Annotated in this window: 15 protein-coding genes; 10 read left to right on the top strand and 5 right to left on the bottom strand. The window is 61.4% G+C overall.

Going from position 1 to position 15,287, the window contains the following annotated elements; genetic code table 11:
* Positions 1-102: 102 nt before the first annotated feature.
* A protein-coding gene (gene prfB / locus ACLB1Z_RS16620) for a peptide chain release factor 2 (protein WP_409560830.1) occupies positions 103-1,237 on the top strand; the annotation gives its coding sequence in 2 pieces (ribosomal slippage) (positions 103-171 and positions 173-1,237; 1,134 coding nt in all).
* A gap of 22 nt (positions 1,238-1,259) precedes the next feature.
* Here the strand turns inward: prfB and ACLB1Z_RS16615 are convergent.
* Both ACLB1Z_RS16615 and ACLB1Z_RS16610 read right to left on the bottom strand, forming a co-directional pair.
* The gene (locus ACLB1Z_RS16615; RefSeq protein WP_409560829.1) at positions 1,260-1,610 is read right to left on the bottom strand and encodes a hypothetical protein; all 351 of its coding nucleotides are present in this window, start codon (positions 1,608-1,610) and stop codon (positions 1,260-1,262) included.
* 129 nt (positions 1,611-1,739) lie between these two features.
* Positions 1,740-2,177 carry a winged helix-turn-helix transcriptional regulator gene (locus ACLB1Z_RS16610; protein ID WP_409560828.1) on the bottom strand — a complete coding sequence of 146 codons (438 nt, stop codon included), beginning with the start codon at positions 2,175-2,177 and terminating at the stop codon, positions 1,740-1,742.
* A gap of 131 nt (positions 2,178-2,308) precedes the next feature.
* Between ACLB1Z_RS16610 and ACLB1Z_RS16605 the strand changes: the two genes are divergently transcribed.
* The 5 genes from ACLB1Z_RS16605 to ACLB1Z_RS16585 all read left to right on the top strand — a co-directional run bounded on the left by ACLB1Z_RS16605 (position 2,309) and on the right by ACLB1Z_RS16585 (position 6,443).
* Entirely contained in the window at positions 2,309-2,917 is a 609-nt protein-coding gene (locus tag ACLB1Z_RS16605) for an FMN-dependent NADH-azoreductase (protein ID WP_409560827.1), read from the top strand.
* A 123-nt stretch (positions 2,918-3,040) separates the two neighbouring features.
* Entirely contained in the window at positions 3,041-4,003 is a 963-nt protein-coding gene (locus tag ACLB1Z_RS16600) for a class I SAM-dependent methyltransferase (protein ID WP_409560826.1), read from the top strand.
* The gene (locus tag ACLB1Z_RS16595; protein WP_409560825.1) at positions 4,000-4,824 is read left to right on the top strand and encodes a TrmH family RNA methyltransferase; all 825 of its coding nucleotides are present in this window, start codon (positions 4,000-4,002) and stop codon (positions 4,822-4,824) included. Before ACLB1Z_RS16600 ends, ACLB1Z_RS16595 begins: the two co-directional genes overlap by 4 nt.
* Before the next feature lie 2 nt (positions 4,825-4,826).
* Positions 4,827-5,765, top strand: a complete 939-nt coding sequence (locus tag ACLB1Z_RS16590; RefSeq protein WP_409560824.1) for a 50S ribosomal protein L11 methyltransferase — start codon at positions 4,827-4,829, stop codon at positions 5,763-5,765.
* Between the two features lie 84 nt (positions 5,766-5,849).
* The gene (locus tag ACLB1Z_RS16585) at positions 5,850-6,443 is read left to right on the top strand and encodes an NnrU family protein (protein WP_409560823.1); all 594 of its coding nucleotides are present in this window, start codon (positions 5,850-5,852) and stop codon (positions 6,441-6,443) included.
* Here the strand turns inward: ACLB1Z_RS16585 and ACLB1Z_RS16580 are convergent.
* The 3 genes from ACLB1Z_RS16580 to ACLB1Z_RS16570 form a co-directional block, all read right to left on the bottom strand.
* Positions 6,401-7,069, bottom strand: coding sequence for a hypothetical protein (locus tag ACLB1Z_RS16580; RefSeq protein WP_409560822.1), 669 nt, complete (start codon positions 7,067-7,069; stop codon positions 6,401-6,403). The genes ACLB1Z_RS16585 and ACLB1Z_RS16580 overlap by 43 nt on opposite strands.
* Positions 7,066-8,220: a sialidase family protein gene (locus ACLB1Z_RS16575; protein ID WP_409560821.1), complete on the bottom strand. Its 1,155-nt coding sequence runs from the start codon at positions 8,218-8,220 to the stop codon at positions 7,066-7,068. The genes ACLB1Z_RS16580 and ACLB1Z_RS16575 overlap by 4 nt, the downstream gene beginning before the upstream one ends.
* Positions 8,221-8,376: 156 nt before the next feature.
* Positions 8,377-10,074: a L,D-transpeptidase family protein gene (locus ACLB1Z_RS16570; protein WP_409560820.1), complete on the bottom strand. Its 1,698-nt coding sequence runs from the start codon at positions 10,072-10,074 to the stop codon at positions 8,377-8,379.
* 391 nt (positions 10,075-10,465) lie between these two features.
* On the opposite strand from ACLB1Z_RS16570, the gene panB reads away from it, so the two are divergent.
* The 4 genes from panB (at position 10,466) to der (ending at position 15,227) form a co-directional block, all read left to right on the top strand.
* Complete coding sequence (gene panB / locus ACLB1Z_RS16565) at positions 10,466-11,347, top strand: 3-methyl-2-oxobutanoate hydroxymethyltransferase (protein WP_409560819.1); 882 nt, start codon at positions 10,466-10,468, stop codon at positions 11,345-11,347.
* A gap of 165 nt (positions 11,348-11,512) precedes the next feature.
* Positions 11,513-12,361, top strand: coding sequence for a tetratricopeptide repeat protein (locus ACLB1Z_RS16560; RefSeq protein ID WP_409560818.1), 849 nt, complete (start codon positions 11,513-11,515; stop codon positions 12,359-12,361).
* Between the two features lie 52 nt (positions 12,362-12,413).
* On the top strand, positions 12,414-13,739 hold the full coding sequence (locus tag ACLB1Z_RS16555; protein WP_409560817.1) for a PQQ-binding-like beta-propeller repeat protein: 1,326 nt from the start codon (positions 12,414-12,416) through the stop codon (positions 13,737-13,739).
* A 60-nt stretch (positions 13,740-13,799) separates the two neighbouring features.
* A complete protein-coding gene (gene der / locus ACLB1Z_RS16550; RefSeq protein WP_409560816.1) occupies positions 13,800-15,227 on the top strand; it encodes a ribosome biogenesis GTPase Der in 1,428 nt (475 codons plus the stop codon).
* The last annotated feature ends 60 nt before the right edge of the window (positions 15,228-15,287 follow it).

Raw genomic sequence — 15,287 nt, 5'->3', positions numbered from 1 at the left:
CGAACGCGCGCGTTTACACGGCGGCGGCGCGTCACTATACGTCCGCACCTGATTTCTGAGATTGATCCACTTTGCCGGCGAGAGCCGGCGTCGGAGGCTGCCATGCGCGCAGAAGCGCAAAAACTTTCGGACGGCATCGAGGAGGCGTTCGCCCTCCTGAGGAGGTCTCTTTGACTGGGAGACGGCCGAAGACCGTCTCGCCTCGCTGAACGCGAAAGCCGAAGACCCCAATCTCTGGAGCGATGCCAAGGCTGCGCAGAAGGTCATGCGCCAGCGCAATTCGCTTGAGCGCTCCGTCTCCGAATTCAAACGTCTGCAGCGCGACTACGAAGATGCATTGACGCTGATCGAGCTTGGCGAAGCCGAGAACGACGAGGCCAGCGTCAGCGAAGGCGAGTCTGCGCTGGAACGCATCGACCACGAAGCGCAGCGCCGCTCGATCGACGCCATGCTGTCGGGCGAAGCCGATGCGATGAACACCTACATCGAAGTGCACGCCGGCGCCGGCGGTACCGAGAGCCAGGATTGGGCGTCGATGCTTGCGCGCATGTACGTGCGCTGGGCGGAGCGGCGCGGCTACAAGGTCAAGCTGATCGACGAAAGCCCGGGTGAAGAAGCCGGCATCAAGTCGGCGACCTACGAGATCGAAGGCGAGAACGCCTATGGTTGGCTGAAGACCGAGGCCGGCGTCCATCGTCTTGTGCGCATCTCGCCATACGACTCGAACGCCCGCCGCCATACGAGCTTCGCGTCGGTCACAGTTTATCCGGTCATCGACGATACGATTGACGTCGATATCAATCCTGCTGACGTCGACATTTCTTACGCGCGTTCGTCCGGCGCTGGCGGTCAGCACGTCAACCGGACGGAATCGGCTGTCCGCCTCGTGCACAAACCGTCGGGCATTGTCATTTTTGCACAGGAGCAGCGGTCGCAGCACCAGAACAAGGACATCGCGTTCAAGCGCCTTAAGGCGCGCCTGTACGAGATGGAATTGAAGCGCCGAGAGGAAAAGGCGAGCGCTGAGCAGGCGGCAAAGACCGACATCGGCTGGGGACACCAGATCCGCTCTTACGTGCTGCAGCCGTATCAGCTCGTGAAGGACCTACGCACCGGCGCCCAGTCTACCAACCCCGATGAAGTTCTGGACGGCGATATTGACCAGTTCATCGAGGCGGCGCTGTCACAGCGCATCAAAGGCGGCGGTGAAGCCGTGACGGTCGAAGATCTGGAATAACCGGATGAGCCGGAAATCCGGCTCAGTTGCGATCGCGAAGAATGGGCGTGTTGAAGGGCGAGGCGGGCTCGGCAGAGGTGCTCTGCGAGCCGGTGAAGCCGAAATTCGGCGATCCCGGTCCGTTCAGCCAATTCGTCCGCGCGCCGTCGGCATTATCCGGTGCGGACCCGGCTGAAAAATTGAAATTGCCGAAGGGTGACGACGAGGACGTCGATGGCGCGAGCGCCGCGCCCAGTTCGTCCGGATCCTTGTAATTGGCGGTCCCTGATCCCGGAGCACCACCGATAGACGTCGTTTCAAAGGCGTTAGCGCCGCTCGTCACCAAGAGCGCCGTGGCAAAAACGGCCGCCGCAATGGAACGATGAAACTGCATCAAGACCTCCGGTAACGTCCCGCCAACGCGCACCATCCTATTGTCGGCTAACGCTGATTTGCGGACGGATCTAGGCGGCGACACACTTTTCTCGAAAGTGTTGCAACCATGCCGCGCGGTGGGCGGCGTCTAGGCGCTCCGCCAGATCGCCGGCAGCCGCCGCTTCAAGCCGATCTTGGCCGCAGCCGCGTGAGAACCGCCCGTCGCCTGCGCGTCGAATTTCGCGCGCGCTGTTTCAACGGTTCGCCGATTCTCGACGGCCCAGTCGCCGAGCGGTTTCAGAATGCAGATTAGCGTCCGGCCAAGCTCGGTCAGCTCGTAATCTACCCGCGGCGGAATGGTCGGATAGACGGTCCGCGTGACGAGGCCATCGCGCTCGAGACCGCGCAGCGTCAGCGTCAGCATCCGTTGCGAGATGCTGCCCACCGCCCGGCGTATCTCATTGAAACGCATAGGACCATTCGAAAGCAGCCCGACGACGTAGACCGTCCACTTGTCGCCGATCCGAGACAGCACGTCGGAGACCGCACGGCAGTGCTCGGTTTCATGTTTGATACCGGCTTCCAAAAATGTGCCTCCTTGCGGGGTTTTTGCCAGTGAACAATTTAGCTCTGGTCACAAAATGTGACTGGCTGAGGCTCGGCTGTCAAATGGCCCGCTCCAGTCTCCGCCCAACCGTCATGGATGGAGATCCTCCTATGAAACTTTTGCATGTCGACTCGAGCATTTTGGGTCCGGGCTCGGTCAGCCGCCAGCTTTCGGCCGAGATCGTCACTGCCGAGCAGCGCTTGCACCCCGGTATCGAGGTCGTCTACCGAGACCTCGCGGTCGCCCCGGTCGGCAATTTGTCCGGTGCGCATCTCGCAGCCGCCCAGGGCGCCGCTCCGGAAACAGTTGATGTTCAACAAGATGTCGCGGCGGGCCAGGCAGCGCTAAACGAGTTCTTGGCGGCCGATATCGTGGTCGTCGGCGCTCCGATGTACAACTTCGCTATTCCGAGCCAGCTCAAGGCCTGGATCGACCGCCTCGCCGTTGCCGGTAAGACCTTCCGCTACTCCGAGAAAGGCGCTGAGGGCCTCGCAGGCGGCAAGAAAGTCATCATCGCGTCGTCGCGCGGCGGCATTTACGGCCCGCAGACACCCATCGCCTTCCTGGACCATCAGGAAACCTATCTCCGCAATATTTTCGGCTTTTTCGGCATCACGGACGTGACGTTCGTTCGCGCCGAGGGCCTGAATCTCGGCCCCGACCAGCGGGCGCAATCGATTGCCGAGGCGCAAAGCGCCATCGCTGGGCTGGCGGCCTGAATTCCCGCGCGGCGGAGGCTGCGACGGTCTCCGCCGATATCCGCCGGACGTTTGATTTCTCGACATAAGCGACAGTCGTGTTAAAGCGCGGACCCGTCTTTCTGTTCGAACCGTCCGCTGCCAATGCCACCGCCCGATCATTTGCACCTCGTCACATCCGAAGGCTTCTCCGACTACGCCCTGCTTGATTGCGGGGCGGGCCGTAAGCTTGAGCGCTTCGGCAAGGTCGTGGTCGATCGCCCCGAGCCGCAGGCGCTCTGGCAGCCAAAGCTCGCGAAGTCCGAATGGGCAAAAGCCAACGCTGTCTTTTCGGCATCCGGAGAAGACGACGAAAAAGGCAAATGGCGCATCGACAAGCCCGTGCCCGATGCGTGGCCGGTCAAACTTGCACTTGGCGATACCAACAAGAGTTCCCCTCCCGCTCGCGGGGAGGGCTTAGGGGCCGGCGGCTCCCAGCCAGTCACTATGCTCTGCAAACTCGCGGGCCTATGGCACTTAGGCCTCTTCCCCGAGCAGGAACCGCACTGGACATGGATGCTCGATCATCTCGCCAAAGTGAAAGGCGAGACGCCGCGCGTCCTGAATCTCTTTGGCTATACGGGCGCCGCGTCGTTACTTGCCGCGAAAGCCGGTGCTGAGGTGACCCACGTCGATGCCTCCAAGAAGGCGATCCAGTGGGGCAAGGAGAATCAGGAAGCCTCCAAGCTCGGCGCCGCGAAAATCCGCTGGCTGCTCGATGACGCCGCGAAGTTCGCAGCCCGCGACGTTCGCCGCGGTAAAACCTATCACATGATCCTCGTCGATCCGCCGAAGTTTGGGCGCGGCCCCGAAGGCGAAATCTGGGACCTGTTCCAGAACTTGCCGTCGCTGCTCGCCGATCTGGCGAAACTGCTCGCACCCGAGCAGGCTGCGATGGTGCTGACGATCTACGCCATTCGCGCCTCATCGCTCGCCTTTGACCAGCTGCTGCGCGAAGCATTGGCGAAGCGCGGCGGCACATTCGACAGCGGCGAGCTTGCCATTCAATCGCGTGCCGGCCCGCTCGTGCCGACATCGCTGTTCGTGCGCTGGGTTCAGACATCATGAAGCCAAACGCCAATACGCCAAAGATCATCACCAGTCTGACGAACGATCGGATCAAGGCGATCCGTGCGCTGGAGATGCGCAAGGTGCGCAAGGAAACGGGCCTGTTCGTAGCCGAAGGCACGTCGCTGCTCGTCACTGCACGCGATCATGGTTTCGCTCCCGAAACGCTCGTCTATCAAGCGGGCGCTGCGGCGGGCGGCGTCGCGCGCGGGCTGGTGAAGCATGCGCTTGAATCGGGCTCGGAAGTTCTCGAAGTCTCCGAAGCCGTGCTCGCGAAACTTGCCTCGAAAGACAATCCGCAGTCGTTGCTTGGCGTCTTCAAGCAACGCTTCGTGCCACCCCCGGATCCCGCCAAGCTCACAAACGCCGACACGTGGCTCGCGCTCGAAGAGATCCGCGATCCCGGCAACCTCGGCACGATCATTCGCACTGCGGATGCCGTCGGCCTGTCCGGCATCATCCTCGTCGGCACGACCTGCGATCCATACGCATTAGAATCTATCCGCGCCACGATGGGCTCGATCTTCGCCGTGCCGCTTGTGAAGCTCGACCGCGAAAGCTTCTTCACGCTTGCGAAGGCATGGCCCGGCGAAGTCATCGGCACGCACCTCGATGCGCGCGAAGATTTCCGTCAGACGCAATATAATGGCCGTGAACTGATCGTCATGGGCAGCGAGGGGCCGGGCCTCTCGGGCGGCGCCGCCGCAGTCTGTTCGACGCTCGTGAAAATTCCGATGGCGGGCGCGCTGGACTCTCTCAACCTCGCGATCGCGACCGCCCTGATTCTCTATCAAGTCCGCGGCCCTAGTCTGAAGCTCTGATCATGCGCATCGAATATCACCGCACACTGATCGCCGATCAGGTCCGCAACGAAGCGTTCTTCGCCGCGCTGAAGGCCGCCATCGTTCCCGGCAAATCCGTCGTCGCGGACATCGGCGCGGGAACGGGCCTGCTCGGGCTCATGGCATCGAAGCTAGGGGCCAAGGAAGTCTTTCTGTTCGAAACCGCTGAAGTCGCGGGCGTCGCCGCCGCCGTGCTCAAAGCCAACAAGGCGAAACGCTGTCATCTGATCCCATGTCACTCTACGGAGTTTCAGGACAGGCTCGCTGTCGACATCATCATCTCGGAAACGCTCGGCAACTACGCGCTCGAAGAAAACATTATCGCGACGCTGGCGGACGCTCGTCAGCGCTTTCTGAAACCGGGCGGCACTGTCATTCCCGACCACATCATTCAATACGTGGCGCCCGTCGTTACGTCACGTATCGACGCCGATCTGCGCGCCTGGGACCGCGTCGGCCACGAGCTCGATCTCTCAGTCGCGCAGACGATGTCGCTGAACAACGCTTACGTCCGCGCGTTGCAGCCCGCCGAAATCCTCGATGGCTGCCGCAGCGCCATGATCTGGGACGAAGTCGATCTGACGACGGAGACGAAATCGAAGCGCCGCGGCGAAGCGGAATGGCGTCTGCCGCGCCCGGCGAAGATCTATGGCTTCGCGACCTGGTGGAAAGTCGAGCTGGTGCCGGGCATCGGTTTTTCGACCGGTCCGCTGTCGCCGCGCACGCATTGGGAGCAGCTCTATTTCCCGCTCTCCGCGCCGATGGACGCCGACGCCAGCGATCTCATCTCTGTCGATCTTCGTTCAAGCTCGTCCGAGGAAGCGGGCACCCATCTCGCGTGGACGGCCATTCACAAGAACGCCGGCGGCAAGGTTCTGGCGCGCCAGGCGCACGATCTCGACAAGGGATATCTGCCCTAGCCGCCCCTAGGCCTTGAGCCTGGCTGGCCGCGGCCCATTTATGATGCTATCGGGGCGAGCAATTTCCAGGGGAGGGCCTATGCCATGATGGTGCTGATCGTCGGTTTGATTTTATTTCTCGGCATTCATCTGTTGCCCACATCACCCGAGCTTCGTGACGGATTGAAGGAACGCCTCGGCGAGACGACTTACAAAATCCTGTTCTCGTTGCTGTCGCTGGCCGGATTGATCGTCATCGTCCTCGGATTTCACAAGCTGCAGCTTCACCCGGGCAAGAACCCGATCCTGTGGTATCCGCCGATCTGGACGCGCCACATCGCCGTTGGATTGATGCTGCCCGCGATGATCCTGCTTGTTGCTTCGCTCATTCCTTCGCGCATTCGTACGGCGACGCGGCACCCGATGTTGATCGCTATTAAGATCTGGGCGCTGGCGCATCTTTTGGCGAACGGCGATCTCGCAGCGCTTCTGATCTTCGGATCGTTCCTCGCGTTCGCGGTTTACGACCGGATCTCGGTGAAGAAGCGCGGCGCGGCGGGTCCGCTCGGTACGGCGCGGCCCACAAGCGCATTGAACGACGTGCTCGTCGTCGTTATCGGTATTGGACTTTATGCAGCGCTACTCTTCGGCGGCCATCAGTGGCTGATCGGCGTCTCGCCGATGCCCGAGCTTGGCTGAACCGGCGCAAAGACTTTCGCTGGTATAATGCGCTTGATGACAAAGCCGATCACAAGCGCAATCCAGGTTCCGCAGCCGATGATCCAGGCGACCGGATCGACGATGTAGTCCCAGAGATTCCTGCTTGCGCCAGCCTCGAGCAGGAACCCCGCAATTCCGACGTTCAGCGCCAAGGCGGTGATGAAATATCCGCGCCATAGCGCATAGGCGATCACAATCGCGACCGCCGTCGGCAACAGATAGCCGCTATAGCCGATGACATACGGGTCCGCATTCAAAAAGCCCGTTGCGCCGGGATAGAGCGCGATGCCTGCCAGCGCCAGCATCAGTGTCGCAAAGCGATATTCCGCTGACGTTGCAACCCGCCTGCCGGTCGTTGCCGAAATCGCGAGCACGGCAAGCAGCACGAAGCCAGGAAACGATGGCCGCTCGATCGCGGAAACCATCCACGCGAAAAGCGAACGCGGCCCGGCCGAAACGCATAAACTTGCCGCGACAACAGCAAGTCCGGCACCAAAACGGAGGGGCGGTGATTTCGTGAACGCGGCGGCAAGCGCAGCCGCAACGGTAAAGAGGATGAGCGCCGCATTGGTGCTGTTCAGCAGCATGTTCAGTGTGTGAGTCATTGTTGCGCCGTGCTCTGCTGTAAGCCGTGTTCGATCCAGGCGCTCGACACGCGCACATGGTTGATCGTCTTTATCGGGCGCGAATACATCACGTCGAATTGCCCCGGTCCGGACTCGATCAGAAACGGATAGGCAACGATGTGGTCTTGTCTATCCGTATCCATGCGCGCAATGACGCCGATGCGGCGGAACGTCTTTCCATCTAGATCGGCAAGTGCCAGCGTGATGTTTCTCTCCATCTTGGCATCGTCGTTGAACGCCATCAGGATATGCGTTGCATCATACCGGATTGCCGAGATTGGGCCGCCGGGGTTGGGAAGGTTGGTGGGCTCGACTGGCGTCCATGTCTGGCCGCCGTCGGTCGTCCGGGTGATGAGAATTTCCCGCGGTCTTCGGCTCTTCAGCGGACGAACGAATGCGATGGCTGTCGACTGTCCGGTGGCCACGATCATCGGTTGGTAACCGATCTTGCCGGCCTTTCCCATGCGTCGCCGGTCGATGACATGGCCATCTGCATCGAGAACGAGCAGAACCGGGAATTTCCGGTTCATCTCCTGGTAGACAGGCAGACCGATGCGTCCGTCCGAAAACAGGAACGGCGTCGATTTCGTGAGGTGAGACATGTTGAAGAACGGCGTCGCATAGAGGCTTTCAGCCGGTCCCCACGTCGCGCCGTTGTCGAAGGAGCGTACCAATCCGATTTCGCAAGTCGCCCAGCCGCTGAGACGCGACGTTGCGAAGAACAGCCAGATTTCTTTTTCGGAACGGCGAAATGGCACAGGGTTGGCGAGCGACTTGATCCTGATTGCCAAATCGTGGCTGACGCGTGCGCTCGTCGTCACGACATGCGTCGGCGACCATTCCTTTCCGTCGAAACGCGCTGACACCAGTTCGGCATCGTTGGCGCCCTCGTAAGGCGCGCGATACCAGAACGCCTGCAAGCCGCCATTTGGCATCGCGACGGCGGAGGCGCCATGTACGAATTCGCTCTCACCCTTCGGCGTTACGATTTCGCTGCTCAGATCGAGCGGTCCTCGGACGGGTTGCTCAGGAATAGAGACGGCAAAGGTCCACGGCTCCGAGCTTGGCCGCATCTTTTGAAACAGCAGAACCATCAACGCTGCCGAGCACAGCAGTATGGCCCAGCCCACGAGGGTGCGCGTTCCGCGATCTAAAATCAAATGTGGTCACCGCCGATTGTGCGTGGCTTCGGTTGAGGGCCAAGCCGTCCCGCTTCAAGTAGCAGGTGGAACGTCGCAAGAGAGGCTGTTCCAGCGCAACTGAAAAAAAGTACCGTGCAAGTGTGGCTAACGGGTCAGCACGACAAATTCAGTACCGCTCCCGTTTTCGTGGAGCGGCAGTTCGCGGTCCGACACGATCAGCGACGAGCCCGGCCGCGCCAGCTCCGAGATTGTCTGCTGAATATCGTCCGGAATTGTAAACGCATTCAGCGCCTCATTCGCCATTTGGACGTCAAGCTGGCGCCCCTGCGCCAGTGCGGTCCGGCGGCGCTTCTTCTTACCCTCGTCGAATGCCTGGCCGGGCGAGGGTGTTTGCGCGCTAACCAGACGCCAATCGAACGTGTTCGGATCGGTGCCGTAGTTCATCGCGGTAAACACGTGTGTTCCGACCTTATGCTTGAGCGGAGCAACCTCGATCGGCGCTTCGAGCAAGGGCTCGAAGCCCTGACGCACATAGATCCTCTGAGCGCGCAGGCTGATGAGCACCGCGACGGGCTTCGAACGCAGCCGCATTTCCTTGTTGACGTCTGTCAGCGCCGCCTTCGCCGACGTCAGATCCGACTGCGCATCGCGCAAAGCATCGGCGGCGCCATCGCGCGCACTCTGTGATGACGAGTAGGCACCTTGCACGCCGGCAAAACTTAGTTCGTTCGCCGCAGCATCGGCCCGCGCCTTGTCGGCTTCGATGGTGGCGTCCAGCAGGGCATCTTCGAGATCGCTCTCCCGGTCCATGTCAGCATTTTCGCCAGCAGACGCGGACTTGCTGTTATCCGCCGCGTCCGCCATGTAGGACTCGAATGCCTTCACCGCCGCCGTCTGCTGGGCTTCTGCCGATTTGACGGCTGCTCTTAACGGTTCAATCGAACGCCGCGCGGTTTCGAATTTCTGGTTCACGTCCGTGAAGTCTTTCGCGGTCTGCTGGGCTTTTTCGTCGGCGGACTTAAGCGCGGCTTCCGCGGTTTTGACGGCCGCCCGCGCGCGATCAAGCTTTTCCTGCATGATCTGATCGGCTTCGGCCCGTGTCGTCGGCCGCCGCTGCAGATCCTTGGGCATGTCCGCGACGGCGCGCAGCAGCGCCGGAGAAATGCCGATCAACCGCACGCCTGCGCCCGCTGCCGAATGATCATCAGGCCGGTCGTTCACCGCGATGAGCTGCGGTTTCGCCAATCCGCCTTGCATCGCCGTTGCGTCGTCGAGCGGCAGCGGCTTGAACAGCTTCGGGCTGTCGAAGGCAATCGGATCGGGATCGTCATACGAAACGACCACGCGGTTGCCGATTTTGGTTAAGCCGTAGAGTTTGCGCGCAAAGCTATAGGGCAGCCGGATGCATCCGTGCGACGCGCGGTAGCCCGGCAGATCGCCGGCGTGAAACGCGATGCCCGACCATGTGATCCGCTCCTGATAAGGCATCGACGCGCCGGAATAGATATTGCTGACGTGATAGACGTTCTTCTCCAGGATCGAAAACACGCCCGTCGGTGTGTCGTGGCCCGGCTTGCCCGACGAAATTTTCGACGATGCGATTTCGCCGTTCATGTCGTACACGCGAAGGCGCTGCTTCTTGATGGAAACGACAATGAGAAGCGGTGATTTCGACTGCGCGGCGGCCGAAGCGGCGGCCTGCGATTGAAGTCTCAGCAGACCGGTTTTTGACTTCGCGTCGGCTGCGAGCGGGTATGCTGTTATCGCAGCTGCGACCGCATAAACCGCGATCGAACGCAACGCCGGAGATATTCTGCCGCTGACATTCTCTGCACGACGCACGCAACCACCCCGACGTTAAAACTAACGAAACCGTCGCAGCGACATGATCAGGCCGGAAACTGGCCCCCGATTTTTGGCGCTGATGATTGGCTAACAGACGCCAGTCAGAGCGCGCAACGAACTACCGCTCAGGCGGAGCATTCGACATTCGCGATGTTGCGCCAATTCAACGCTTTCGCGGGCTTTACAGAAATACTTGTGGACGGGACGTGGAAAAATTTACCATTCCGCCGGTTCTTCGTCGCCCCTGTGGGCACTGGCCAGAAAGCCTGGGATTTCGTAAACTCTGTTTAGCTGACCTGGGGTGACGTTGAAGCGTGCAAACCCCACATGATGACGGCTTATCGCTCGACTTGAGAGCGCCTGAACGGCCTCGGGCCGATGGAGTGAAATGTCTATTCACATCAAGCGTCGGCGGCTCATGGCGCCGGATATTGCGGGCCGCAAAGGCGGCGACCCGATTGTCGCGCTGACCTCCTATCACGCCCACACGGCGGCCATCGCCGACAACCACTGCGATTTTCTCCTCGTCGGCGACAGCCTCGGCATGGTCATGCACGGCTTCGAGACGACGGTGCCGGTTCCCCTTGAGCTGATGATCATGCACGGCCAGGCAGTCGTGCGCGGTTCGAAAAAAGCCCTTGTCGTCGTCGACATGCCGTTCGCAACCTACGAGGAAAGCCCTCAGGTCGCGTTCCGTAACGCCGCCCGTGTTATGAAAGAGACCGACTGCGGCGCCGTGAAGCTCGAAGGCGGCCGCCGCATGGCGGAAACGATCCGCTATCTCGTCGATCGCGGCATCCCGGTGATGGCGCACATTGGCTTGACGCCGCAGTCCGTGAACGTGCTGGGGGGCTTCAAGACCCAAGGCCGGACGGTCGATCAATGGGACGCCATCGAGGAAGACGCCCGCCTGGTTGCGGAAGCCGGGGCCTTCGCCGTCGTCCTCGAAGCCATGACCGCCCCTCTCGCCGAGCGCATTACCAGGGCAATCCCGATCCCGACCATCGGTATCGGCGCCTCCGCCGGCTGCGACGGGCAGATCCTTGTCATGGAAGATATGCTCGGATTGTCTCCAAACGTGCCGAAGTTTGTGAAGAAGTTCGGGGCCATAGCTTCCGCGATCGACCGTGCCATTGCGTCCTACGCCGACGAGGTCCGCGCCCGGACGTTTCCGGCCCCCGAGCACACCTACGCCCTGAAATCCCCCGATATGGAGGCGTCGGTCTCGCCGGTGCGAGCCACGAAAAAGCCGAAGACGACGAGCACTTAGCAGCTTCGGGCCTAAATTCAGGCGAGGATTGCGGCGCGAAACGCTCAGGAAACTTGCGGTCAGGGCTTGCTCGGAGCGCTTGCTCGGTTATCTATGCCCCCGAACCGGCGTGGCCGTGGGAAACCCCGCGTTCCGAGTTTCGGACTGAATGAGGTTAATGCTTTAATGGCCGAGAACGACGACAGTCTGTTTCGCGAAATCAAAGAAGAAATTCGCCGCGAGCAGATGGAGAAAATTTGGAAGCGTTACGGCGGCCTGATCCTCGGTGCTGCAGCACTGATCGTGCTTGGCGTTGCCGGCTTCCAGTATTGGCAAACGCACCGCGTTGCGTCGGAAGAGGCCGCAGGCGCTAAGTTCGCCGCCGCGGAGACGCTGAGCGACGACAAGAAGAAAGACGAAGCCGACAAGGCTTTTCAGGCGATCGCTGACGGCGGTCCGGCCGGTTATGCAGCGCTCGCAAAATTGCGCTTGGCCGGCGCCGAGGTGAAGGAAGGCAAAACCTCAGACGCCATTGCAACTTATGACGCGCTCGCCAAGCAGCCGGGTGCGGATCGTCTGTTGAAAAGCTTTGCAGAACTGCAGGCGGCATCACTGCGGATGGCCGATGCCGACTATACCGAAATCCAGAATCGCCTGACACCTCTCATGGGCGATGGCGAACCCTTCGCCAATACGGCGCGCGAATTCCTTGGAATTGCCGCTTACAAGGCCAAGAAATACGACGAGGCACGAAAGTATCTGGAGCCGCTTCTGATCGATCCGAACGCATCTGCTGACCTGCAGGAACGCGTTAAGATCATCATGGGAGAGATAGCGGCGGCTGAGGTTGCAGCGAAAAACCCGGCACCTGCAGCAACGGCTGCTCCGGTACCAGGCATTTTGGCGCCAGAAGCCACGGCACCGGCACCGGCAGCTCCTGCCGCTTCGGCGGCGCCGCTCAAACCGGCCGAGCCGGCCACGACGACGGAGGCGCAGCCCAAGACGGGAGAGGCTGCGGGAACCGACAAGAAATAAGCCGCGAAGCGGTTTGAGGGGGAGATTGGGGTTGAGATCAGGGGGAAGGCAAATGCGTTTCGGCGTCGCGTCGCTTTTGGCGGCCGCTGCCGCCGTTTTGCTCGCCGGCTGCGCCAGCGACGGGCCGACGCTTCCCAAGATCAGCGAACTCAATCCGTTCAAGACCAAGCAGACACCGCTGCCCGGACGCCGCATCCCCATCGTGGAAACGACGGAAAGCATTGGGTCCAATCTGGCGGAGGCCAACAAGCCCATCTCGCTGCCGTCACCGCGTATGAACCAGTCCTGGTCGCAACCGGGTGGCGACGCCAACAACGCCCCCGGCAATTTGGCCCTGACCGGCTCGCTGCATCAGCTCTGGAGCGCCAGTGCCGGTGAAGGATCGTCGAAGACCGGCCGCGTCACCGCCAGTCCGATCGTCTTCGGAGATCGTATCTATACGCTCGATGCCGCCGCCAACGTCGCCGCCTTCACCCTAACTGGCAGCAGCGTTTTCACCGTTTCGACCAAGCCTGAGACTACTGTCGGCCTCGGCGGTTATGGCGGCGGTCTTGCCGCTGATAACGGCCGCCTGTACGTCGCCAACGGCTACGGCGTCGTATCCGCGCTCGATCCCGGCACGGGCAAGGCGATCTGGACGAAAAACCTCGACGTGCCGGTGCGCGCTGCGCCGACCGCTGCCGGTGACCGGCTTTACGTCATCACCATCGACGGGCGCTTTTACTGCTTGAGCGGCATCGACGGCTCAGAGCTTTGGGCGGCACGTGGCCTGCCGCAGAGCGCCAGCCTCATGACTTCGACAAGTCCCGCGGTAGACGGTGATGTTGTCGTGGTTCCCTATCCGTCCGGTGACATCATGGCGTTCAAGCTGTCCGACGGCTCGACCGTCTGGACGGAAAATTTGGCCCGCACGCGCCAGACCTCGCAAATCGCCTCGATGAGCGATGTCGCGCGCCCTGCAATCGACGACGGCGTCGTCTATGCGATCGGTCACGCGGGCCGCATGGTGGCAACGCAGGCGAAGTCCGGCGATCGGGTCTGGTCGTTGAGCATTCCCGGCTCTGAGCCGCCGTGCGTGGCGGGAGACACCGTGTACGTCGTCGATACCGGCGGTCGCCTGATGGCGCTGCAGAAGTCCGACGGTAAGACCCGCTGGCTCACCCAGCTTCCGGCCGCGAAAAACTACGCCGGTCCCGTTCTGGCCGCTAATACGCTCTTCCTGGTGTCGAGCGCGGGCGAGGTGGTCAGCGTCGATCCGATGACCGGCAAGGTTGGGGGTACGATGCAAATCGGCGATAAGGTTTATATTCCCCCCATCGTCGCCCAGGGTCACATGTACGTTTTGACCGACTCCGCAAAACTCATCGCTCTCAACTGAGAATTGGGTTAGGAGGGCATGTTCGCCTTGCCGCGGTACCCCCGCGCAGGCGTTCTTCCCATGTCCCCAGGAGCCCCGGTTTCTCTTTTGTCGTCGTCCCCTGAAATGCCTGTTGTCGCAATTGTCGGCCGTCCGAATGTCGGCAAATCGACTCTGTTCAACCGCCTGACCGCGACGCGTGCCGCGCTCGTCTCCGATTTACCGGGGCTGACGCGCGACCGTCGCGAAGGTATCGCCAACCTGTTCGGCGTCGATGTCCGCCTGGTCGATACCGCAGGTCTTGAGGAGGCGCAGCGCGGCTCCATCGCTGATCGCATGCGCAAGCAATCGGAACAGGCGATCTCGGAAGCCGATCTCGTGCTCTTCGTCATCGATGCCCGCGCTGGCGTCACGTCGGCAGACACCGGCTTTGCCCGCATCGCGCGGCAGTCCGGCAAGCCCGTCGTGCTTGTCGCGAACAAGGCCGAAGGCAACAAAGGCACCGACGGCGTGCTCGATGCTTTCTCGCTCGGCCTCGGGGCGCCGATCGCGATTTCGGCTGAGCACGGCGAAGGCATCGGCGATCTCGCCGAGGACATGCTGGCCGCGCTGGGCTTGAAGTCCGCGCCGACGACGAAGAAACGGCGCAAGGGCGATGACGCCGAGGAAGAAAAGCCGCAAGAGCGCCCGGCTGTCGTCAAGCCGATCCGCGTTGCGATTGTCGGGCGTCCGAATGCCGGCAAATCGACGCTCGTCAACGCGCTGCTCGGCGAAGAACGCATGATCACCGGACCCGAGCCGGGCCTGACGCGCGACAGCGTCTCGACCGACTTCGAATGGAAGGGTCAGAAGATCCGCCTGTTCGATACGGCCGGGCTTCGCCGCAAGGCGAAAATTACTGAAACCGCCGAAAAACTCTCCGCCAGCGACGCCGTCCGCGCCATCCGCTTCGCCGAAGTCGTTGTGCTTCTGATCGACGCCGAACGTCCGTTCGAGCATCAGGATCTCACCATCGGCCATCGCGTGACGGAAGAGGGACGCGCCCTCGTCGTCGCGGTCAACAAGTGGGACCTTGTCGAAGAAAAGCAGAAAACGCTGCGTGAGCTGAAAAAGACCGTCGCCGAAAGCTTGGCGCAGGTTCCCGACGTGCCTTTCGTCGCCATTTCGGCGCGCTCCGAGAGCGGGCTCGATCAGCTCATGACGGCGATCTCCAAGATTTACGCGACCTGGAACCGCCGAGTATCGACGCCGCAACTGAACCGCTGGCTCAACGAGGCCCTGAGCCGCCATTCGCCGCCTGCTGTGCACGGCAAGCGCATCAAAATCCGCTATGTCACGCAGCCCTCGACGCGGCCGCCAACGTTCGTTGCCTTCTCGCAGCGCGCGGAAGCGCTGCCCCAGTCCTATGTGAAATATCTGACGAACTCGCTGCGCGACACGTTCGATCTGCCCGGCGTGCCGATCCGCTTCAGCCTTCGCAAAGGCGAGAACCCGTACTCAAAGAAATGATGGGCAGCATTGCGCTGTGCTTATGAGTGGCTGTGTATAGACTGCATTTATAAGGAAAAG

The organism is Hyphomicrobium sp. MC8b (assembly GCF_905067615.1).
GTDB lineage: Bacteria > Pseudomonadota > Alphaproteobacteria > Rhizobiales > Hyphomicrobiaceae > Hyphomicrobium_B.
Note: the sequence above shows the minus strand (reverse complement) of the source record. Positions and strands in the feature narration are given on the sequence as shown.